Origin of the sequence: Clostridium septicum (assembly GCF_003606265.1) — a bacterium.
Lineage (GTDB): Bacteria > Bacillota > Clostridia > Clostridiales > Clostridiaceae > Clostridium > Clostridium septicum.
Window position 1 is genome coordinate 198,846 of record NZ_CP023671.1, and the last position, 23,248, is coordinate 222,093.

At 28.4% G+C, this 23,248-nt stretch carries 22 protein-coding genes; 3 read left to right on the forward strand and 19 right to left on the reverse strand.

From position 1 onward, the window contains the following. Positions 1 to 106: 106 nt before the first annotated feature. Positions 107 to 1,309, reverse strand: coding sequence for an acetate kinase (locus tag CP523_RS00860; protein WP_066674572.1), 1,203 nt, complete (start codon positions 1,307 to 1,309; stop codon positions 107 to 109). Positions 1,310 to 1,334: 25 nt separating this feature from the next. After that, a complete protein-coding gene (gene pta / locus CP523_RS00865; protein ID WP_066674569.1) occupies positions 1,335 to 2,330 on the reverse strand; it encodes a phosphate acetyltransferase in 996 nt (331 codons plus the stop codon). A 234-nt stretch (positions 2,331 to 2,564) separates the two neighbouring features. Between pta and CP523_RS00870 the strand changes: the two genes are divergently transcribed. Continuing rightward, positions 2,565 to 3,770 carry a nucleotidyltransferase gene (locus CP523_RS00870; RefSeq protein WP_120140416.1) on the forward strand — a complete coding sequence of 402 codons (1,206 nt, stop codon included), beginning with the start codon at positions 2,565 to 2,567 and terminating at the stop codon, positions 3,768 to 3,770. 49 nt (positions 3,771 to 3,819) lie between these two features. After that, on the forward strand, positions 3,820 to 5,007 hold the full coding sequence (gene ylbJ, locus CP523_RS00875; protein ID WP_066674564.1) for a sporulation integral membrane protein YlbJ: 1,188 nt from the start codon (positions 3,820 to 3,822) through the stop codon (positions 5,005 to 5,007). On the opposite strand, the gene CP523_RS00880 is transcribed toward ylbJ, so the two are convergent. The 6 genes from CP523_RS00880 to CP523_RS00905 all read right to left on the reverse strand — a co-directional run bounded on the left by CP523_RS00880 (position 4,993) and on the right by CP523_RS00905 (position 10,787). Next, complete coding sequence (locus CP523_RS00880) at positions 4,993 to 5,529, reverse strand: ATPase (RefSeq protein WP_066674562.1); 537 nt, start codon at positions 5,527 to 5,529, stop codon at positions 4,993 to 4,995. The genes ylbJ and CP523_RS00880 overlap by 15 nt on opposite strands. 19 nt (positions 5,530 to 5,548) lie before the next feature. Beyond that, positions 5,549 to 6,025, reverse strand: a complete 477-nt coding sequence (gene coaD, locus CP523_RS00885; protein ID WP_066674560.1) for a pantetheine-phosphate adenylyltransferase — start codon at positions 6,023 to 6,025, stop codon at positions 5,549 to 5,551. 23 nt (positions 6,026 to 6,048) lie between these two features. Further along, positions 6,049 to 6,600, reverse strand: coding sequence for a 16S rRNA (guanine(966)-N(2))-methyltransferase RsmD (gene rsmD, locus CP523_RS00890; RefSeq protein WP_066674558.1), 552 nt, complete (start codon positions 6,598 to 6,600; stop codon positions 6,049 to 6,051). A 64-nt stretch (positions 6,601 to 6,664) separates the two neighbouring features. Next, positions 6,665 to 8,695, reverse strand: coding sequence for an ATP-dependent DNA helicase RecG (gene recG, locus CP523_RS00895; protein ID WP_066674555.1), 2,031 nt, complete (start codon positions 8,693 to 8,695; stop codon positions 6,665 to 6,667). Between the two features lie 98 nt (positions 8,696 to 8,793). Further along, positions 8,794 to 10,425, reverse strand: coding sequence for a DAK2 domain-containing protein (locus CP523_RS00900; protein WP_066674553.1), 1,632 nt, complete (start codon positions 10,423 to 10,425; stop codon positions 8,794 to 8,796). 11 nt (positions 10,426 to 10,436) lie between these two features. After that, positions 10,437 to 10,787 carry an Asp23/Gls24 family envelope stress response protein gene (locus CP523_RS00905; RefSeq protein ID WP_066674552.1) on the reverse strand — a complete coding sequence of 117 codons (351 nt, stop codon included), beginning with the start codon at positions 10,785 to 10,787 and terminating at the stop codon, positions 10,437 to 10,439. A 243-nt stretch (positions 10,788 to 11,030) separates the two neighbouring features. Between CP523_RS00905 and rpmB the strand changes: the two genes are divergently transcribed. Further along, positions 11,031 to 11,222, forward strand: a complete 192-nt coding sequence (rpmB, locus tag CP523_RS00910) for a 50S ribosomal protein L28 (protein ID WP_008678335.1) — start codon at positions 11,031 to 11,033, stop codon at positions 11,220 to 11,222. A 276-nt stretch (positions 11,223 to 11,498) separates the two neighbouring features. On the opposite strand, the gene CP523_RS00915 is transcribed toward rpmB, so the two are convergent. The 11 genes from CP523_RS00915 to priA all read right to left on the reverse strand — a co-directional run bounded on the left by CP523_RS00915 (position 11,499) and on the right by priA (position 23,212). After that, entirely contained in the window at positions 11,499 to 12,134 is a 636-nt protein-coding gene (locus tag CP523_RS00915) for a thiamine diphosphokinase (protein ID WP_066674550.1), read from the reverse strand. A gap of 3 nt (positions 12,135 to 12,137) precedes the next feature. Continuing rightward, complete coding sequence (gene rpe, locus CP523_RS00920) at positions 12,138 to 12,782, reverse strand: ribulose-phosphate 3-epimerase (protein WP_066674548.1); 645 nt, start codon at positions 12,780 to 12,782, stop codon at positions 12,138 to 12,140. Then, on the reverse strand, positions 12,776 to 13,645 hold the full coding sequence (gene rsgA, locus CP523_RS00925; RefSeq protein ID WP_066674546.1) for a ribosome small subunit-dependent GTPase A: 870 nt from the start codon (positions 13,643 to 13,645) through the stop codon (positions 12,776 to 12,778). The genes rpe and rsgA overlap by 7 nt, the downstream gene beginning before the upstream one ends. Before the next feature lie 136 nt (positions 13,646 to 13,781). Continuing rightward, positions 13,782 to 15,785, reverse strand: coding sequence for a Stk1 family PASTA domain-containing Ser/Thr kinase (gene pknB / locus CP523_RS00930; RefSeq protein ID WP_066674544.1), 2,004 nt, complete (start codon positions 15,783 to 15,785; stop codon positions 13,782 to 13,784). 1 nt (position 15,786) lies between these two features. After that, positions 15,787 to 16,506: a Stp1/IreP family PP2C-type Ser/Thr phosphatase gene (locus tag CP523_RS00935; RefSeq protein ID WP_066674541.1), complete on the reverse strand. Its 720-nt coding sequence runs from the start codon at positions 16,504 to 16,506 to the stop codon at positions 15,787 to 15,789. A gap of 13 nt (positions 16,507 to 16,519) precedes the next feature. Further along, positions 16,520 to 17,551 (reverse strand): dual-specificity RNA methyltransferase RlmN, encoded by a 1,032-nt coding sequence (gene rlmN, locus CP523_RS00940; RefSeq protein ID WP_066674531.1) that lies wholly within the window; start codon positions 17,549 to 17,551, stop codon positions 16,520 to 16,522. An 8-nt stretch (positions 17,552 to 17,559) separates the two neighbouring features. Then, a complete protein-coding gene (gene rsmB / locus CP523_RS00945) occupies positions 17,560 to 18,879 on the reverse strand; it encodes a 16S rRNA (cytosine(967)-C(5))-methyltransferase RsmB (protein WP_066674528.1) in 1,320 nt (439 codons plus the stop codon). A gap of 12 nt (positions 18,880 to 18,891) precedes the next feature. Next, on the reverse strand, positions 18,892 to 19,590 hold the full coding sequence (locus tag CP523_RS00950) for a zinc metallopeptidase (protein ID WP_066674527.1): 699 nt from the start codon (positions 19,588 to 19,590) through the stop codon (positions 18,892 to 18,894). Positions 19,591 to 19,611: 21 nt separating this feature from the next. Beyond that, positions 19,612 to 20,538, reverse strand: a complete 927-nt coding sequence (gene fmt, locus CP523_RS00955; protein ID WP_066674526.1) for a methionyl-tRNA formyltransferase — start codon at positions 20,536 to 20,538, stop codon at positions 19,612 to 19,614. A gap of 17 nt (positions 20,539 to 20,555) precedes the next feature. Then, entirely contained in the window at positions 20,556 to 20,999 is a 444-nt protein-coding gene (def, locus tag CP523_RS00960; protein WP_066674525.1) for a peptide deformylase, read from the reverse strand. 11 nt (positions 21,000 to 21,010) lie between these two features. Further along, complete coding sequence (gene priA / locus CP523_RS00965; RefSeq protein ID WP_176712674.1) at positions 21,011 to 23,212, reverse strand: primosomal protein N'; 2,202 nt, start codon at positions 23,210 to 23,212, stop codon at positions 21,011 to 21,013. Positions 23,213 to 23,248 lie beyond the last annotated feature (36 nt).

Sequence of the window (23,248 nt, forward strand, 5' to 3'; positions counted from 1 at the left end):
CTCTATAATAATTAATTAATTTACTTATAAAACATATCATTTGTCTAAATATTAATCATATTTAGACAAATATAATAGATACTATCTACTTATTCTATAAATATTACTATTCTCCTTTTGTTAACTCAGCTGTATCTCTAGCTATCATTAATTCCTCATTAGTAGGAATTACAAAAGCTTTAACTTTACAACCTTCTTTAGATATTTCTCTAATTTTACCCCTTACATTATTCTTTTCTTTATCTAATTCTATACCAAGGAATTCTAATCCTTTTAAACATTCCTCTCTTGTTTCAGGTGAATTTTCACCAACGCCGGCAGTAAACACTATAACATCTACTCCGCCCATTATAGCTGCATAAGCGCCTATTTGTGCTCTTATTTTATAATGGAATATATCTAAAGCCAATTGAGCTCTTTTATTATTTTTTTCAAAAGCAGCTATTTCAATATCTCTAAAGTCAGAGCTTACTCCTGAAATTCCAAGAACTCCTGATTTTTTATTTAATAAATCATTTACTTCATCTGCTGTATAATTACATTCTTTAATTAAATATGTAGCTATAGCTGGATCTATACTTCCTGATCTAGTTCCCATTACTATACCTTCAAGAGGTGTAAATCCCATACTTGTATCTATTGATATCCCATTTTTAACAGCACAAAGACTAGCACCATTACCTAAATGACAAGTAATTATTTTTAAATCCTTTACATTTTTGCCTAAAACATCTGCAACCTTTTCTGAAACATACTTATGTGAAGTTCCATGAAAACCATATTTTCTTATTGAATGGTTTACATACAACTCATAAGGAAGAGCATAAATATATGCCTCTTCCTTCATTGTTTGATGAAAAGCAGTATCAAAAACAACTACCATAGGTGTATTAGGCATTAATTCTTTACAAGCATTTATTCCTATCATATTTGGTGGATTATGAAGAGGTGCTAATTTAAAGCATTCTTCAATATTTTTTATAACTTCATTATCTACTAAAACAGATTTTGAATATTTTTCTCCTCCATGAACTACTCTATGGCCTACTGCACTTATCTCATCCATAGATGCTATAACCCCATGTTCTTTATCTACTAGTACTTCTAACACTAGTTTTATAGCGTCTTTATGATCTTTCATTTGTTTTTCTATTTTGTATTTATCTCTACCTTCAACCTTCTGAGTTAAAATAGAACCATCAAGTCCTATTCTCTCGACAACTCCTTGCGCTAAAGATTCTTCGGTGTTCATATCTATTAACTGATATTTTAATGATGAACTACCACAATTAATTACTAATATTTTCATATTTATAGCCCCTTTCAATTTTAAATTACTTTTGTGATTGAACTGCCGTTAATGCAACAACATTCACTATATCATCTGAACTACATCCTCTTGATAAATCATTAATTGGCTTATCAAAACCTTGACACATAGGACCTATTGCTTCTGCATTGGCAAATCTTTGAACTAATTTATAACCAATATTTCCACTTTGTAAATCTGGGAATACTAATACATTAGCCTTTCCTGCAACCTTACTATTTGGTGCTTTTTGTCTTGCAACTTTTTCAACTATAGCTGCATCTAATTGTAATTCTCCATCTATAAGTAAATCTGGTCTTAATTCTTTTGCAATTTCAGTTGCTTTTCTCACTTTATCTACCATTTCATGATCAGCACTTCCCATAGTTGAGAAAGATAACATAGCAACTCTTGGTTCAATTTTACATAAGTTTCTTGCTGTATCTGCTGTAGCTATTGCTATTGCAGCTAATTGTTCTGCATTTGGATTTGGATTTACAGCACAGTCTGAAAACAATAACATTCCGCCTTCTCCATATTCTGAGCCTGGCACCATCATAATAAAGAAACTTGATACTACTGAAACCCCTTTAGCAGTTTTTATTATTTGTAAACCTGGTCTTAAAAGGTCTCCAGTTGTATGAACTGCTCCTGAAACCATTCCATCTGCATCATCAAGTTTAACCATCATAGTACCAAAATAAAGTGGATCTTTAACTATCATTTCAGCTTTTTCCATAGTCATGCCTTTGTTCTTTCTTAATTCATAAAAGGCTTTAACATAATCTTCTAATCTATCTGATTTATTTGGATTAATTATTTCTACCCCTTCTAAGTTTACCCCTAATTCACTAGCCTTTGCATTTATCTTTTCTTCGTCTCCTATTAGAACTGGATATGCAAGACCTAGCTCTTCTATTTTTTCAGCTGCTACTATAGTTCTTTCTTCATCCCCTTCTGGAAGAACAATTCTTTTCTTGTCATCTTTAGCTGCATCCCATAATTTTTCCATTAGCTCCATAATCATTACTCCTTTCAAAAAAAGATGCCTACCATCTTCTTATTACTAATATACCCCTAAATGACTATAATTTTCAACAAAAAATTTCCTCAAATAATTAATTCTTTATATTGAAAATTTTCTGAAATATCCCAAAAATCATTTCTATTCTAGTATTTATCCCTTATTATTCTTATTAAATTCGTCATTTTTGTGCTATAATATTTTTTATAATTTCCATTAAGGAGTGTAAATATGAATATAACAGGAATAATTACAGAATATAATCCATTTCACAGTGGGCATCTATATCATTTAAATTCAGCAAAAGAAATAACCAATTGTGATGGAGTAATATGTATAATGAGTGGTAACTTTATTCAAAGAGGTGCTCCAGCTATAATTGATAAATGGGCACGAGCAGAAATGGCTATTGAAAATGGAGTTGATTTAGTTATAGAACTTCCTAGCTTTTATGCTTTATCCTCTGCTGAAATTTTCGCAAAAGGTTCAGTTACTATTCTTGACTCTTTAGGTGTAGTTAATTCAATTTTCTTTGGTAGTGAAAGCGGAAACATTGAAGAGTTAATAAATATTTCTAAAATTTTAGCTTATGAACCTTTAGAGTTTAAAAATTTATTAAAATCTAACCTTAAAAAAGGAATTACCTATGCAAAAGCTAGAGAAAATTCACTAAAAGAATTTACCAATAATATTGATATATCTAAAATTCTAAATAACTCTAATAATATTTTAGGAATTGAATACATAAAAACTTTAATTCGTTTAAATAGCAATATTAATCCTCTTACTTTAACAAGAGTTGGAGGAACCTATAACGATAAAACATTAAATAATGATTTTTCTTCTGCTACCAGTATAAGAGAATCTATAAAAAATTCAGGATCATTAAATGACATTAAATCTTCTATGCCTTATAAATCTTATGAAATATTAAAAAATTTAAAAGATAATAATTATGAATTTGTTTTTGAAGAAAAAATGTTTAATCTAATAAAATATAAATTAATATCTAACTGTGTAAAATTTAACAATCTTTTAGATATTTCAGAAGGCCTAGATAAAAAGATTTTAAAAGAAATATATGTTAGCAATTCTTTTAAAGAACTTTTGTTTAATATTAAAAGTAAAAGATATACTTATACAAAAATATCTAGAATACTAACAAAAATTTTTATAGGTTTGGACCTTTTTGATAGTAACCAATTACTAAACACTGAAAATCTTTATGCAAGAATACTAGCTTTTAATAGTAATGGAAAATTTATTTTAAAGGAAATGAAAAATAAATCTTCTATACCTATAATAACAAAATTACCGAGGAATATAGATAACCCATTACTTAATCTCGATATCCAAAGTACTAAATGTTATTCAATTTTAAATAATAAATTAAATCCTCTTAGCGATTATCTGAAATCTCCTATAATAAAACATTAATAAAGTTAAGCCATCAGCATATAAATACTATAGATGGGAGTGATTTCGTATGTATAGTATTTATATTTTATGGCTTTTAATTTTTATATTGAGTATTTTATTTATAAAGCTATTAAACATAAAAAAAAATTACATAGTATGTTTTTGTACTACAATTTTAATTATTCTATTTATAATTAATTTAGAGGACTGTATGACAGCAGCATTAACTGGTTGTTCTCTTGTACTTAAGGCAATAGTTCCAACTATTTTTCCCTTTACTGTTATTTGTAGTATTCTAATATCCTATGATGGTATAGAATTATACTCAAAAATAATGGGACCTTTATTTTGCAAACCATTAGGTTTATCTAAAGCCTGTTCTTTTCCTATTGCAGCTAGTTTTTTATGTGGATATCCTCTTGGCGCAAAATATTGTAGCGACATATATGAAATGGGATATATAAACGAAAAAGAATATCAACGTGTGCTAAATATAGCAACAAATGCAGGTCCTATTTTTTTAATAGGTTCAGTAGGAGCAGCTATGCTTTCTAATGCCAAATATGGGTATATTTTACTTATAGCTAATTATTTATCTATAATCATTGTAGGATTTTTAACAAAGAAAAACTATAGTAATTGCCAAATAACTAATAATATTACTCCAAATTTTAAAAGTAAAAACTTTGGTACTGCTTTAAAAGATGCAATTGAAAGCGGAATAAATACAACGCTTACTGTTGGAGCTTTTGTAGTTATGTTTTCTGTATTTATAAGCATAATAAAAAACAATGCTCAAATAAGCATTGTTTTACACAATTTGGAGAATCTAATTAACTTACCGGCTGATTCTTTATATGGACTTTTTTTAGGAAGTATAGAATTTACTAATGGTTGTAAATTAATATCTACAACATCTCTTCCTATTAGTTTACAACTTAGTATTATAAGCTTTATTTGTTCCTTTTCAAGTTTATCAGTTATAGCCCAAGTAAGTTCTGTTGTTAGTAAATGTAATCCTCCACTAGGTAAATATATATTATGGAAATTCATCCAAGGTATTTTAAGTTTTTTTATAACTTTTTTTGCTTCAAAAATATTAATTACAACAACTACAACTTCAAGCATAATTGTTTCAACTGAAAAAATATATACTAATAATTTTATATCTTTTATACCAGTAATATTAATTTTAACTTTAACTTTAATTTTTAAAGTTATATTTAAAACATTTAAGAAGCTACATACTTCTTAATTCAGCTATATTTTCTTTTATAACTACTGCTGCTTGAGACATACTTTCATCAATTTCCTTTGCCACCTGTTCAAATGAAGTTTGCATAGTTTGAATTAAGGCTATTTTCTTACTTTCTATTTCTCTATCAAGCTGCGTTAAAATTTCATTAGAATACTCTCTTGATCCTAGTCTAATTGCCTTAGCATCCCTTTGTGCTAGGGCGATTATTTCATTTGCTCTTATTTTAGCTTCTTTAACTATATCATGATTTTCTACATTTTTTTTCATTAATTCAAATGTATCTTTTTTTAAGTTTTCATACTCTTTTTGTGCATCTTGAAGTATTCTATCCTTTTCACTTACTACCCACTTAGCCTTTTTAAGTTGATCCGGCATATAATTTATTATTTGATCTATTATTTCATCAACTTCTCTTTTATCTATCATAGTCTTTCCTGTAATAGGAACTTTTGGTGCATTATCTATTATTTCTTGTAGATACTCTAAAAGTTCAAGTATATTTGATTCTTGCTTATCCATAAAAAAATCCACCCCTCTTTTATCTTATTTTATCTATAATATCTGGAATAATCTCATCTGGAACAAGACCCTTAATACAGCCCCCAAACTTAGCAACTTGTTTTACTGAAGAAGAACTTACATATGAATACTCAGATGATGTCATCATAAAAACTGTTTCTATATTTGAGTCTAATTTTGAATTCATAAGAGCCATCTGAAACTCATACTCAAAATCTGAAACTGTTCTTAATCCCTTTAAAATAATATTTGAATTATTAAGCCTTGCAAAATCAACCAGTAGCCCCTCGAATCTTAAAACCTCTACATTATCTAAATCTTTAGTTACTTTCTTTATTAAAGAAACCCTTTCTTCTGAACTAAATAACCCTTTTTTATCTACATTTACCAAAACCGCCACTATAAGTTTATCGAAAGCCTTTGCACCTCGCCTTATAATGTCTAAATGTCCATTTGTTATAGGGTCAAAGCTTCCTGGATAAACTGCTACTTTCATTTTTATCCCCCTTAACCTATCCTCTACTTATATTTATAAAAACAAATTGTTGTATTTCCATACTTTTTACTTCTTATTAATATTATATCTTCAAAACCTTCATATATATCTTCTATAGAATCTATTTTAGTTACAATTATACCATTTTCTTTTAGTAAGTTATTTTCTTTAACTATTTTAATAGCTTCTGGTATCATTTCTTTACAATAAGGTGGGTCTATGAAAATTATATCAAACACCTTATCTTTTTTTGCTAAAGTCCTTAAAGCTTCATATGAATCCATATTTAGTCCAGTACAGAAATCTTCAAACTTTAAGTTTTCAATATTTTCTTTAAGTAAAGGAAATGTTATTTGACTCTTATCAACTAAATAAACTTCCTTAGCTCCCCTACTTGCCGCCTCTAACCCAAGACTTCCTGTTCCTGCAAAAACATCAATAACTACAGAATCAGGTACATACCCCTGAATAATACTAAACATAGCTTCTTTTACTCTATCTAAAGTTGGTCTAGTTTCCATAGTTGCAGGAGGGATTAACTTACGTCCTCTGGCTTTTCCTGCTATTATTCTCATTTGAATTCCTCCTTAGGTACTATTGTTCTAATTTTATCATAATATTTTTATATATACAATTTATTTAATTAAAACAAATATATCTACTCCATCTTTCTATTGATTTTGCTATTTCTTTGCATATTCTAATAGCTTCAATTTCTTTAGAATTTAAAAGCCTATTTGCTTCACCTCTTGCACATCTTAAAATATTTATATCTTCATATATATCTGCAAGTATTAGTCCTTCATCACCACTTTGTCTTAAACCAAACATTTCTCCTGAACCCCTAAGCTTTAAATCCTCTTCGGATATATAAAATCCATCTGTCGACTCTGTCATTATTTCCATTCTTTTTTTAGTAATCTTACTTTTAGCTTTACCTATAAGTATGCAATATGATTCATATTCACCTCTTCCTACTCTTCCCCTTAATTGATGCAATTGTGCTAATCCAAACCTTTCTGAGTTCTCGATTATCATTACTGAAGCATTTGGAACATTCACTCCAACTTCTATTACCGTTGTTGATATAATTAATTTGGTTTTATTTTCTTTAAATCTATTTATAATTTCATCTTTTTCTTTCGCTTTCATTTTTCCGTGCAAAATTTCTATTGTAGTATCTTTAAACACACCGCTTTTCAATTCTGAAAATAATTTTTCTACTGAATTTAACTCTAATTTTTCATCTTCTTCAATAAGAGGACATACTATATAAACTTGCCTTCCTTTATTAATCTCACTAAGAGCTAATTCATAAGCCAAATTTCTTTTATCATCATTAAAGAACTTAGTATCTATTTTTTTTCTACCTGGAGGAAGTTTATCTATTATAGAAACATCTAAGTCTGAATATAAATATAAAGCTAATGTTCTAGGAATTGGAGTAGCAGTCATAACAAGTACATCTGGTCTCCTTCCTTTATTAATAAGCTTACTTCTTTGCTCTACTCCGAATCTATGTTGCTCATCTGTAATAACTAAACCTAAATTTTTAAACTCAACATCTTCTTGAATAAGTGCATGAGTTCCTATTACAATAAAAGCCTTATCCGATGATATCTTTTCTTTTATTCTTCTTTTCTCTTTCAAACTTGTACTTCCAGTTAATAATTCTATATCTACATTAAAATTTTCAAATAATTTTTTTGCTTCTTCATAATGTTGATTTGCAAGTATTTCTGTAGGCACCATTAAAGACGCTTGATATCCATTTTTTACAACATTAAACATAGCAATTAATGCCACTATCGTTTTCCCACTTCCTACATCTCCTTGAACTAATCTATTCATAGAATATATACTCTTTTGATCCCTTAATATTTCTCTAACAACTTTGGTTTGAGCTTCTGTTAATTGAAATGGAAGGGATTCTTTTAAGTCTTTAAGTTCATCTACCCACTTAAAGTTTATTCCTTTACTACTTCTCAATTTATTTTTTAATAATAGTAGCTTCATAGAATATGTGAATAACTCCTGAAATTTAAGTCTAGTTATAGACATATCTAATTCATTTTTCCCACTTGGAAAATGTATATTTCTAATTGCTTTATCTAAAGAATATAAGTTATACTTTTCAATTAAATCCTTAGGTAAATTCTCTGTAATTATTATTTCCTGTAAAACCTGATTAATTAACTTTGTTAAAATTCTATCTGTTAAATCTCCTTTTAAAGGATATTTAGGTATTATTTCATTATTTTTAGCTTCTTTACATCCTATTATAGGATTTATTATTTCTAGTTTACTTCCTATTTTCTTAAATTTCCCAACTAAATCATACGTTTCTCCAATTCTATATGAAGACTTTATATACTTTTGATTAAACCATTTCCCCTGAACTAAATGACCCATATAGTGAAAATTAATTGTGGATATAGTTTTTCCGGTTTTTGTCTTTATATCTTTTCCAAATTCAATTACTTTGCAAGATAATATCTGCTTTTCATTTTCATCTATTTCTTGAAAACTTATATTTCCTCTTATAAATTCATAATCCCTTGGAAAATATAATAATAAGTCTAAAATTGTAAAAATACCACATTTATTTAGTCTTTCTGTAAGCTTAGGTCCTACTCCCTTTACAGAAGATATATCTTCTGAAATATTCATATACTCACCTCTAATAAATCATCATATAATATTAAAGCACAAGGTATTATTAACTGTAAACAGTTTAATACCCTGTGCTTATAAATTAAATAAAATTATTATTCAACTGACATTATAAAATAATAAAGTGGTTGTTCTCCACTATAGCATTGAACATCGAAGTCACTATATTTTTCTTCTAATTTAGCCATAAATTCATTTAACTTTTCTTCATCTACATCTTTACCATAAAATATTGTTATAAGTTCACTATCTTCATCTATCATTTCTTCTAAAATTTCTTCTGCAACATTAAAATAGTCTTCTCCAACTTTTTTAATCTTACCTTCCATTAGACCTAACATATTTCCTTGTTTTATTTCTATACCATCAATTTCAGTATCTCTAACAGCATATGTTACTGATCCAGTTTTAACCATACTTATAGCTTCTTTTAATGCTTCTTCATTTTCATCAACTTCACCCTCATGGTTAAACATAGTAATACATGTTATTCCTTGAGGAATAGTTTTTGTTTCTATTACTCTTACATCTTTATCTGAAATTTCTGCTGCTTGATTTGCAGACATAATTATATTCTTGTTATTTGGAAGTATAAATATATGTTCAGCATTTATTTTTGACACACACTCCATTATATCTTGAGTTGATGGATTCATTGTTTGGCCACCTTCAATTACATAATCAACACCAAGATCTTTAAATATGTTTGTAATTCCACTTCCCATAGCTACTGAAATAAAAGCATATTTTTTCATTTCAGTTTCTTCAACAACTGCCACTTCTTCATTATTATAGAATTCTTTTTCCATAAGTTCTCTATGTTCTTCTCTCATATTGTCTATCTTTATTTTTGACAATTCTCCCAACTTAACAGCTCTTGATAAAACATTTCCTGGATCATTTGTATGGATATGCACTTTTATTACATCTTCATATCCTACAACCACTGCTGAATCCCCTAAAGGTTCTATTTCACTCCTAAATGCTTCTGCTTTTTTTGCATCTCCTAATACAATAAACTCTGTACAATATCCAAATTTAATATCTATATCTTCTATTCCTTTTGCAACACTTGCACTTTGTGATGGATTTATATCCTTAATTTCTGCTTTTATATTATCTCTTAAAGCATCATACATCCCTTTAAGAATTATATATAAGCCCATTCCACCAGAATCTACTACTTTTGCCTTTTTTAAAGCTGGTAATAATTCCGGAGTCTTATCTAACATTTTCTTAGCTTCTAAAACAACTGTGTCCATAAGACTTGTTAAGTCTTGTGAATCCGATACAATAGCTCCTTCTGCTGCTGCTCTTATAACTGATAAAATAGTTCCTTCCGTTGGTCTCATAACAGCCTTATATGCTGAATTACTACCTTCCTTTAAAGCTATTGCAAATTCTATTGCATCAACTTCATCCTTACCTTCAAGGCCTTTTGAAATTCCTCTAAGTATTTGAGAAAGAATAACTCCAGAGTTACCTCTTGCTCCCATAAGAGCACCTTTCGCAAGTTTCTTAGACATTTCTCCTATAGAATTTGAATTAATTCCTTCTATTTCCTTAACTGCTGCCTTAAAAGTTGCTGACATATTTGTTCCGGTGTCTCCATCTGGAACTGGAAATACGTTTAACGAATTAACAAAATCACTTTGCTCTAATAATCTATTGCTACCATTAACAACCATATTATAAAAATCATGGCCATTTATTTTTTGATATTTCATCATCTTACCTCCTAGACTCTAACGGCTTGAACATTTACTGTAATAGATGAAACTTTTAAACCAGTAAAGTTTTCTACGCTATAACGTACTTTTTGTATTATATTATTAGCTATTACAGAAATTTTAGTTCCATACTCTACCATAACAAATAATTCTATTAATAATTTATCATCATCATTAAAGTTTAGCTTAACGCCTTTACTTAAATTTTCTATTCTCATAAGTTCCCAGAAACCTTCTGTAGCATTCTTAGAAACCATTCCTACTACTCCATAACATTCCATTGTTGAAAGTCCAACTATCTTGGCTAATACCTCTTCTGAGTAATGTACATTTCCAAGTTCATTTGAATATCCTACCATAATAGACTCCTCCTTATAAATATCCTTATACTATATTCTATATTACTTATAATTATTATTCAAGTGTAAATATTATATGTAGTATTTTGATAATTCCCTTCTATTCCTTTAGAAATTAATCATATTTTATATTATGTTCAAGTTTTTTTAATTTTTACTTGCAAAATTATTGCTTTATGTGATAAAATGTAATCTGTCCTATTGAAGAGAAATTATCTTCACAACATAAGGAGGTGTTTTCAAGTGGCAAGAAGATGCGAAGTTTGTAACAAGGGTGTAGTATCAGGAACTCAATACTCCCACTCACATCGTCAATCAAAGAGAACTTGGGCTCCTAACATAAAGAGAGTAAAGGCTTTAGTTAATGGAACACCAAAAACAGTTCATGTATGTACAAGATGCCTTAGATCTGGTAAGGTTCAAAGAGCAATATAAGTTCAGATAAAAAATGCAATTGATTAATCAATTGCATTTTTTACATTATAAAGAGTATATTTTAACTCTTTATTTATTATACATATAGTCTAATTTTCTCATATGTACTAATTATTTTCTTCTAAAAAATTTTATAAAGTTTGATAAAAATTTTGGTAACTTTATAGCAATTATCTTCATTTCTTTTCCCCCTTATCTTAATAAAAAAATCACTCACTCCTATATACTTATTGTATGCAGCATATAAGAATTGAGTGATTACTTTTTTAAAAAAGTTTAATCATTTGTATATAAAACCATTAATGGACCATTTTTAAAACTAATTTCAATAGGACTATCTAAAAATTCGTTAGATACAGTTAAAGAATCTCCTATCTCTAAATCATAATTATATAAATTATATTTAGATCCTTTTATAGTAAGTCCAATTACTTTTTTTGAGTAAGCTTGAAATGATATTGTATCTCCATAATTTCCATAAAGAGTACAATTTTTATTAATTAGATATATTCTATTATTATCATCTATTATTTCTGCTTTTATATCTAATTTAATAGCTTTTAATAAAAGGCCTATGTTACCTAATACATGATCATATCTAGTTCCTGTAGCTCCTAGAAGCAATATTTCTGTACAACCTTTATCTATTGCTAAATTAAAGGCACTAGTTGTATCTGTAAAATCTTTTTCTTCTTTAAATTTGGTTTTGGGAACACCAAGGTTTTCAAATTTTAAAATTGTTTCTTTTGAAGCTGAGTCAAAATCACCTAATATATAACTTGGAGTTATATTATTTTTTAAAAGTACTTCACAACCTTTATCTGCTCCTATAATAATAGAAGCATTTTTTATTGCGTTTTTTAAAATCTTCTCTGAAGGTGCTTTTCCCCCTGAAACAATAACAGCTTTCATTTATTATCCTCTTAGCGCTTTTATATTCTCTTCATATTTCCCATTACCAAAAACAGCTGAACCGGCAACTAAAACATTAGCTCCTGCTTCTATCAACGCCTTTGCATTTGTCTTGTCTACACCGCCATCAACTTCAATTAATAAATCATTATTAGAAATTTTACTCATTTCCTTTACTTCTCTGATTTTATCTAAAGCATATGGAATAAATTTTTGCCCTCCAAAACCTGGATTTACTGACATAATAAGAACCATATCTAAATTGCCTATTATATCCTTTAAAACAGTTGTAGGCGTACCAGGATTTATAGCAACTCCTGCCTTAACTCCCTTTGATTTAATATATTGAATTGCTCTATCTATATGTCTGTCTGCTTCATAGTGAATTGTTATTATATCTGCTCCCGCTTCTACAAAAGCATCTATAAAATTTGCAGGATTATCTATCATTAAATGTACATCAAATATTTTACTTGTTTTATTTCTTATTGATTTTATAACTGGTAATCCTAATGATATATTAGGAACGAATGAACCATCCATTACATCTATGTGAATTACCTCTGCCCCTGCCTTGTCTATACTTTGTATTTCTTCTCCTAATTTTGAAAAATCTGCTGATAAAATTGAAGGTGCTATCCTTACCATTTATTATTCCTCCCATCCATTATTTCTTCTAAAGTTCTAATATAAAACTTATATCTATATTCATTAATTTTCCCCTCTTGAACAGCTTGTTTAACTGAACATTTAGGTTCTTTGTTATGAAGACATCCTCTAAATTTACAATTATGATTATATTCTTCAAACTCCGGAAAACAATATCTAAGTTCTTCCTTATCAATAAAATTTACTTCTAAAGTTGAAAAACCTGGTGTATCAACTAAATAACCATCAGATATCTCTATAAGCTCACTATGTCTAGTTGTATGCTTACCTCTTCCTATTTTATCTGAAACTTTTCCTGTTTCCATATGATCTCTATTTATTAGTTTATTTATTAGTGTAGATTTTCCTGCTCCTGATGGACCACATAAAACTGTTTCATTTCCCCTAAGTTTTTCTTTAAGACTCTCTATTCCTTCGCCTTTTTTTGCATTTATATATAATACTTCATAACCTATATCATTAATTTTTTTCCTTATTTCTTCTCTTTCTTCATTTGATACTAAATCCACTTTATTTAAACAAACTATTGATTTTATGTTATTATGTTCACAAAGAATTAAAAATCTATTTAAAAGATCAAAATTAATATCTGGGTTCTTAATTGCAAAAACAACAAAGGCTTGAGTGACATTTGCTATAGTAGGCCTTATAAGTTCTGAAGATCTTTCTAATATATCTTCTATAACTCCTTTACCATTTTCAACATTTATAATAACATTATCTCCAACGATGGGCTTCATATCTCTATGTCTAAATTTACCTCTTGCTTTACATTCTATAAGCCCCTTTTCGGTTTTAATGTAATAAAATCCACCTATTCCCTTAATTATTTTTCCTTTCATAATACCTCCATATATTTTATTCTCCTTATTTATAATAAACAGATTTCACCAAAAAATGCAAATAATTTTTTATATTATATATAAATTAAATTATATTTCACCTTTAAATAAAAAAATCAGCATTATGCTGATTTTTTTAACGGCGATTATTAACTTGATTTTCTTGTGGTTTATCTTCTCCTCCAGTATTATTATCTGGAGGAATAGTTTGTTTCTTGTTAGTAGTTAATGTAACTGTTCCACCTTCTTTTATACTTTTTGTAAAGTCAGCTATTAAATCGCCTTCTCCTGAAATTACATATTTTATACCCTTATTTTCAAGAAGTGTTTTAGCTTCACTTATTGGCATATTTACATATATACCCAATTCAATAATATTAATTTCTTTTTCTTCATATTTTCCAACTACAATAGTAACTGAAGTTCCTTCTTCTACCTTACTATTTACTATTGTTTGTGAAAGTACTTTTCCATGTTCTTCTTTTTTATTTGTAGTTTTATACTCTACTGATACTTTTAATTTAAGATTTTCTAAAGATGATTTTGCTTCATCTTCAGCCTCTCCTAGAACATTTGGAACTTTAACAAGTTTTACTTCCTCACCTTTACTTATAACTATATCTATTTTAGTATCTTTTTTTATCTCTGTTTTAGCAGATGGATTTTGACTTATAAAATATCCTTTTTCTACATTATCGCTAAATTGTTCTGTTATAGTATAATTAGTAAAGCCTTGTAAATCTAAATATTGTTTTATATTTGTAACTTCATAATCTCTAAAATCAGGCATTTTAAATTTTTCTTCTCCACCTGATACAATAACTTTAACCTTTGATTTCTTTTTAATGGAAGTTCCAACCTTTGGATCAACATTAATTATTGTTCCTTCAGGTTTGTCACTTTTTTCAACTCCTACTTCTTCAATTTCTAATCCAATTTTCTCAAGTTCTTTTTTAGCATCTTCAACCTTCTTACCTTCTATATTAGGAATTGTTACATCTTGATTGGCAAAACCTTTAGATAACATAAATGCTCCCATTCCTATTCCAAGTAAAGCTACTATACTTAATAATATTAAAACTATCTTTTTTGAATTATTATTCTTTTTGAGTTTAGGTTCTTTTTTGTTCTTCTTCTTAAAAAATCCATCATCATCATCATCTTCTTCTTCATACTCTTCGTAGTCATCATCATAGTCATCATCATAATATTCATCTTTTAAACTTGACATTTGTTTTGTTTTATCATCATTTGATATAATTGGTGTCATTACGATTGTATGTTGATTATCATTTAAAGCTTTTTCTCCAATAATAACATCTGGATTTTGTTGTATTTTTTGAAGATCTTGTATAACTTCTTTTGCACTTTGATATCTTTTTATAGGAGTTTTTTCCATAGCCTTTAATATAAGCTTATTTAAACTATCCGGAATAGCTGGATTTAAACTTTTAGGTGATACAGGTTCTTCTTGTAAGTGCTTAAGAGCTACTGTAACTGGGGATTCCCCCTCAAAAGGAAGTTTTCCTGTAACCATCTCATATAAAACTATTCCTAATGAATATAAATCCGTTCTAAAATCAATATAAGTACCTTTAGCTTGCTCTGGTGATAAATAATGAGCTGATCCTATTATGCTTGTTGTATTTGTTATTGTTGATGAATCAGTAGATTTGGCAATTCCAAAATCTGTAACCTTTATTTCTCCACCTTCTGTTACTAATATATTTTGTGGTTTTATATCTCTATGAATAATATTATTTTTATGAGCACACTCTAACGCCTTAGCTATTTGAAGTCCTATTTTTATAGCTGTACTATAACTAAGCTTTCCACTATACTGAATAACATCCTTTAATGTTTTACCATTTATATACTCCATAACAATATAATTAATATCATTTTGACTGCCAACATCTAAAACATTAACTATATTAGTGTCTGATAAATTGGCAATGGCAGTTGCCTCCCTTTTAAATTTTTCTGATATTTCTTCATTATTAGAAAACTCTTTTTTAAGTATTTTAACTGCAACAAATCTATTTAACTTATTGCATTTAGCCTTAAAAACCTCTGACATTCCACCTTCGCCAACTTTTTCAAGAAGTTCATATCTATCTCCTAATATCATCCCTATCATTCTACACCTCTCCTTCAAATAATAGTACTGTAATGTTATCTCTTCCGCCCCTTGATTTAGCCAAATCTACTAAAATATCACAAATTTTATTTAAATCTGAGTATTCGCTTAAAATTGATAACACATCATTTCCTTTTACTTCATTACTTAAACCATCTGAACACAATAGAAATAGATCATACTCATCTGGGTTAATTTTAAATATATCTACTTCAACCCACTCTTTAGTACCTATGGCTCTTGTAATTATATTTCTTTGCGGGTGCTTTTCTGCTTCCTCTTCAGTAATACTTCCAAAATCCAACAGTTCTTGTACTAATGAGTGATCTCTAGTTATTTTTTTTAATTTCTCACCTTTTATTCCATAACAAGAACTATCTCCAACATTTGCAACTTGAATAAACTCCTTAGTTACCAAACATGCTGTTAAAGTTGTTCCCATGCCTCTGTATTCTGCTTCTCCATGTGAAAACTCGTAAACTTTAAGGTTTGCATACTCTACAGCATCTTTTAATATATTATATCTATTTTCATAGTTAAAATTACTTTCAATAAACTCTATAACTTTTCTTGATGCCATCTCACTTGCCACTTCACCGGCATTGTGACCGCCCATCCCGTCTGCTACCACGAAAATCTTATACTTATCCCCTTCTTTATATAGTGCGTAATCCTCATTTAATTTTCTAACATTGCCAACATCACTTTTTATACCAACCATTAATACCCACTCCTTATATTTGGGTTTCTAAAAACTTACGTCTTAATTGACCACAAGCTGCATTAATATCGCTTCCCATTTCTCTTCTTACTGTAACTTCAATTCCATTATTTTTTAAGATTTCTTCAAAATTTATAATAGTCTTTTTAGAAGGTCTTTTTAAAGTATTTTCCTTTATTTCATTAACTGGAATAAGATTTACATGACATAATAATCCTTTTAAGAGTTTAGCTAAAGATTTCGCATCTTCTAACCCATCATTAACTCCTGAAACTAATGAGTATTCAAAAGTTATTCTCCTTCCAGTTTTGTCTATGTAATATTTGCAAGCTTCCAATATCTCTTTAATGGAATATTTATTTGCTATTGGCATAATTTCTCTTCTTTTTTCATCACTAAATGCATGAAGAGAAATTGCTAAAGTTATGCTTGATTTTCTATCAGCAAGATCATATATTTTCGGTACTAATCCACAAGTTGAAAGTGTAATATGTCTTTGTCCAATATTTAATCCATACTCAGCATTCACTAACTCTAAGAATTTAAGTACATTTTCATAATTATCTAATGGTTCACCACTTCCCATTAATACTACATTTGAAATTCTTTCTCCTATAATCTTTTGTGCAACCATTATCTGAGATAATATTTCTCCTGCAGTTAAATCCCTTACTCTTCCATCAAGGGTTGAAGCGCAGAATTTACAACCCATCCTGCACCCAACTTGTGTTGAAATACATATAGAATAACCATGTTTATATTTCATAATTACACTTTCAATAATATTTCCATCTTTAAAGACAAGTAAGAGCTTTTTAGTATCATCTATTTTAGATTCAAACATATCTACTATCTTAGGAATTCCAATATAAAAATTACTAGTTAACTTATCTTGAAGAGTTTTGGAAATATTTCTCATATCCGAAAAGTCCCAAACTTCTTTATACAACCAAGAAATAACTTGCTTTGCTCTAAAAGCATTTTCATTATTTTCTTTCATCCAAATACTAAGCTCTTCTAAAGTATAATCTAATATATTTTTCATTTTTTCACCTACATTGTTTTTTGTATTTTAGCAATATAGAATCCATCCATATGTTCATTTGGTAATATTGTTAATGTTCCATCTTGATTATATATAAAATTACTATTGTTACCTATAAATATTTTTTCTACCTTTGCATCTTTATGCTTTGATAAAAACCATTGTATATTTTCTTCATTTTCTTCTTTATTTAATGTACATGTTGAATATACTAAAGTTCCATTAGGCTTTAAATATTGCCATGCATTTTCCATTATTTCTCTTTGAATTGGTACTAGATCCTTTAATTGTTGTCTAGTTTTATTCCATTTTATTTCTGGCTTCTTTCTTATAATTCCAAGTCCTGAGCATGGAACATCAATAAGAACCTTATCTGATGATGATACATATTTAACATCTAATTTAGATGCATCCATGCTTTTACATTTTATATTTGTTAATCCTAATCTTTTTGCATTTTCCTCTATTAAAGATAATTTATTTTCATGTAAATCAAAAGCTAAAACTTCTCCTGTATTATTTAAAAGTTCTGCAATATGTGTAGTTTTTCCACCTGGTGCTGCACAAAGGTCTAAAACTAAATCTCCTTCTTTAATATCTAAAATAGGAGCTACAAGCATAGCGCTTTCATCTTGAACAGTTATTAAACCATCTCTAAATAATTCATTACTTTCTAAACCTTTTCCACCTATTATTTCAATAGCTTCTGGACAAGCATATCCTTCTTCTATATTATATTCCATTGCTTCTAATTTCTCATAAACTTCATCATAATCAGCTTTAACACTATTAACTCTTACTGTTACTTTAGGAGTTTCATTTAATCCTGCCATAAGCTTTAATGTTCTTTCTTCTCCATATTGTTTAATAAATAGTCTTATCATCCATGGTTGAAGAGAAAATTTATATGCTAATTCATCTATTCTATTTCCAGGTACAACTAAATCTTTTTCATCCTTTATATAATTTCTTAAAATTCCATTTACAAGCTTTGAAGCTTCTAAAGAAACCTCTTTAGCTTCTTCTACTGCTTCATTACAAGCTGCATATTCTGGTATCTTATCTAGAAAATGTATTTGGTAAATTGCAACCCTTAATATATTTAATACAGTTTCATCCATAAGTTTAATATCTTTTACGAAGTTTCCAATTATAACATCTAAAGTTTTCTTTCTTCTTAAAGTTCCATATACTATTTCTGTTATTAATCCTTTATCTAAATCTGATATTTCATTATTATTAAGTTCTTTTGAAAGGACTATATTTGAATATGCTCCTTCTTCTAAAACTCTTTGAACTATTTGTCTTGCTAGTTTTCTAATATTCATCTTTATACCTCTTTAATTATCATTATATCTATTGTTTAAAGCTATTAACCTAATTAATTGAGAAATAGCCATTAATGTAGCTGCAACATAAGTCATAGCTGCTGCATCTAATACTTTTTGAGCTCCTTTTACCTCATCGGCATATAAAAATCCTCGACTTTTTAAAATAGAAAGGGCTCTAGTTGAAGCATTAAATTCTACTGGAAGTGTTACTATTTGATATATAACAGCTGCACCAAAGAATATAATACCTATTTTAGCTAACATAGGTGAACTAAAAAATATTCCAATCATAAATAAGATTATTGAAAGTTGACTGCCTATATTAACTACAGGTGCTATCTTAGTTCTTAAAACTAATGGTTTATAACTAGTTTGATGTTGAATTGCATGCCCACATTCATGTGCTGCTATACCTGCTGCTGCAATAGTAGCTCCATCATATACTTCTGGAGAAAGTCTAACTACTCTTGCCGTTGGATCATAATGATCCCCTAAATTTGTATTTACTCTTTCTAACCTTACATCAAAAAGTCCAGCAGAATCTAATATATTTCTTGCAATTTCACTACCAGTATTTCCATTTACAGTTCTAACATCTTTATACTTTTTATAAGTACTATCTATTTTCATTTGAGCCCAAAATGCTATTATAACTGCTGGAATTAAAATTAGATATGTTGTATCAAAATAAAAACCTGGATAAAACATAACATCCACTCCTTAAAATTATTATCCTAAAATAATATTTTCTTTAATTTCATTTCCATTTATATATTGTTCTATAGTTAAAGGCTTTCCATTTGGAAACTGTACTTTTCTTATTAATAATACCCCATCACTAGTAGCAACTTTAATTCCCTGTTTTGTAACATTTAATATAGTTCCTGGAGTTTTGCTGCTATTTTCATTTAAAACACTACTACTATAAATCTTCATAGGCTGGCTTTCATATTTAGTATGCGCAATTGGCCATGGATTCAATCCTCTAATTAAATTATTGATATTTTTAGCTGAATTATTCCAGTTTATTTGTCCAAGCTCCTTATTTAACATCTTAGCATAGAAAGTTTCTCCTTCCTGCTTTTTAGGAACTATAGATCCATCTACTAAGCCTTCAATAGTATCTATTAGAAGATCTGCACCTGTACTCATTAATATATCATGAAGTTCTCCAGCTGTCATATCTTCCGTAATATCTACTTCATTTTTTAAAAGCATATCTCCTGTATCAAGACCTACATCCATTAACATAGTTGTATTCCCTGACTTATTTTCTCCATTTATTATTACCCAATTTAAAGGTGCTGCACCTCTATACATAGGTAATAATGATGCATGAAGATTTATACATCCATATCTAGGTATATCTAAAACCTCTTTAGTTAGTATTTGACCAAAAGCTACAACTATTATAAAATCTGGTTTTAATTCTTTTAAATATTCTATACACTCTCTATCATCTTTAAGCTTTATAGGCTGATATACTGGTATATTATTTTCTAGTGCAACTTCCTTTACTGGTGAAAAGGTCATTTTCTTTCCTCTACCCTTTGGTTTATCTGGTTGAGTAAAAACACTTTGCACTCCATAAGTCTCTATAAGTTTTTTTAAAGAAGGAACTGAAAAATCTGGTGTTCCCATAAATACTATCTTCATAAGATGTCCTCCAAAAATTATTTAATATTATCTATAAACAATTTTCCATATAAATGATCATTTTCATGTTGAATAGCTCTTGCTAAAAGTTCTGTAGCTTCTAAAGTAAATTCTTCTCCTTTTTCATTTAAAGCCTTTACCTTAACGTAATTTGCTCTTTCTACTTCTCCTAATTCACCCGGAATACTAAGACACCCTTCTTCTCCTGTTTGAGAACCACTCATTTCTAATATTTCTGGATTTATAAAAACTCTAACGCCTTCTCCATCATAAACATCAATTACAAACATCTTTTGAAGTATTCCTATTTGAGGTGCAGCAAGGCCAACGCCATCTGCTTCATACATTGTATCTACCATGTCATCTAATATTTGTAGTGTTCTATTTGTTATTTTTTCAACTGGTTTACATTTCTTTCTTAAAACTTCGTCTCCATTTTTTCTTATATTTCTAATTCCCATTTCATTTCCTCCTATGCTAAATTATTTGGGTTGATATCAATAGTTACTCTAATTTCATTATATACATTCTTATTTAAGTCATAAAGTCTATCCTTAATTTTTTTACAAAATTCTATAGAAATATCTCCTTTAAATAAAATTTGCCATCTATAATTTTCTTTTATTTTAGTTATTATACATGGTACAGGCCCTAACATTTCTATATTTTCATATTCTTTTTTTATATTTCTAAACTCCATACTTATGCTATTCATAAAAGCTTTAAGCTTACCCTCATCTTTCGATATACCATTGACTAATAGTATTTTACCAAAAGGCGGATAAGACATCAAACCTCTTATTGCAAACTCTTCATTATAAAATCCTTCATAATCATAATTCCTTGCATACAATAAACTATAATGTTCTGGTGTATATGTTTGTATTATTACTTTTCCTTCTTTATTTCCTCTTCCAGCTCTTCCTGAAACTTGAGTTATTATTTGAAAAGTTCGTTCAGCTGCTCTAAAATCAGGTACATTTATTGAAATATCAGCGGCTAAAACTCCTACAAGTGTAACATTTTCAAAATCTAAACCTTTCGATATCATTTGTGTACCAATTAAAATATCAGCTTCTCCATTTTTAAAAGAATTGTATATTAATTCGTGAGAGTTCTTGTTTTTTGTGGTTTCTGCATCCATTCTTAAAACTTTGACATTTTTAAAATATTTTAAAACCTCTTCTTCTACCCTCTGTGTTCCTGCTCCAAAAAATTTCACATATTTACTTTGACATTTTGGACAAAGTTTAGGCTGCTTTTCTACTTTACCACAATAATGACAAACTAAAAATCCATTTTTATGATAAGTCATAGAAATATCACAATTTGGACATTTAAATACATATCCGCAGCTTCTACATGAAACAAAAGTAGAAAATCCTCTTCTATTTAAAAATAATATTATTTGCTCTTTTCTATCTAATGCCTCTTTTATCTCATTATATAATTTACTACTAAATAATGATATATTACCAGACTTTAATTCTCTCCTCATATCAACAATTTCCATTTTGGGCATATCTTTTGAATCTACTCTATTCTTTAATTCAACAAGTTCTATTTCCCCTGAAATTGCTCTATAGTAATTTTCAATACTTGGAGTTGCTGAACCTAATATAACTTTACATCCTTTTAACTTACTTATAAACTCTGCAACTTCCTTTGTTTGATATTTAGGATTTTGTTCTGATTTATAAGTATTTTCATGCTCTTCATCTACAATTATAAAACCAATATTATTGGCTGGTAAAAATACTGCACTTCTTGCTCCTATAATTACTTTAGCTTTACCTTCTTTTACTCTATACCATTCATCAAAGCGTTCTCCGTCTGAAAGCTTACTATGGAATAAAGCTACTTCATTTCCAAACCTACCTTTAAACCTTTCTATCATTTGTGGAGTTAATGATATTTCTGGCACTAATATTATAGAAGATTTTCCAGCCTTTAATCCTTCATCAACAAGTCTCATATAAATTTCTGTTTTTCCTGAACCTGTAACACCTTTTAGAAGAATAATATTTTTATCCGTAGATTTTATTTTTTTTAGAGCCAAAAATTGTTCTTCTGTTAATGGTTTTTCATCAAAATTATCATATGCTTTACTATTATATCTATTTACTTTTTCTTCTTCTACTTCTATATATCCTTCTTCAATAAGTTTATTTATTTTATACAAAGATAATGAATATTCTTTTGTTAATTCAGCTTTAGTAAACTTTCTGCTATTAGACTTTACGAATTCTAATACATCTTTATATCTTTGATTTTTTTTATAATCAAGTATATCTTTTACAAAAACTATAACTTTTTTATTTTTAGGTTTAACTCCTCGTAAAACTCCGTGAGGAATCATAATCCTTATAGCATCAATGTACTTGCATAAATAGTTTTCCCGTAAAAATTTAATTAATTTAAAATCATCAGCTGTTAATATAGGATCTTGTAAGAAAATTGATTTTATCTTTTTTATTCTAATTCCTGCAATTTGTTCTTTCTCTATAATATTTATAATAAAACCATAAGTAATATTATTTTTAATACCAAATGGAACTTTAACTAACTGACCAATTTCTACTAACTTTTTTAAATTTTCAGGTACCTCATAAGTAAATGTTCTATCTATATCTAATGCATCGCTATTTACTATTATATCTGCATATATTTTCAATTTTATCACCTTTTTATTTAGGTTTATTTCAAACTT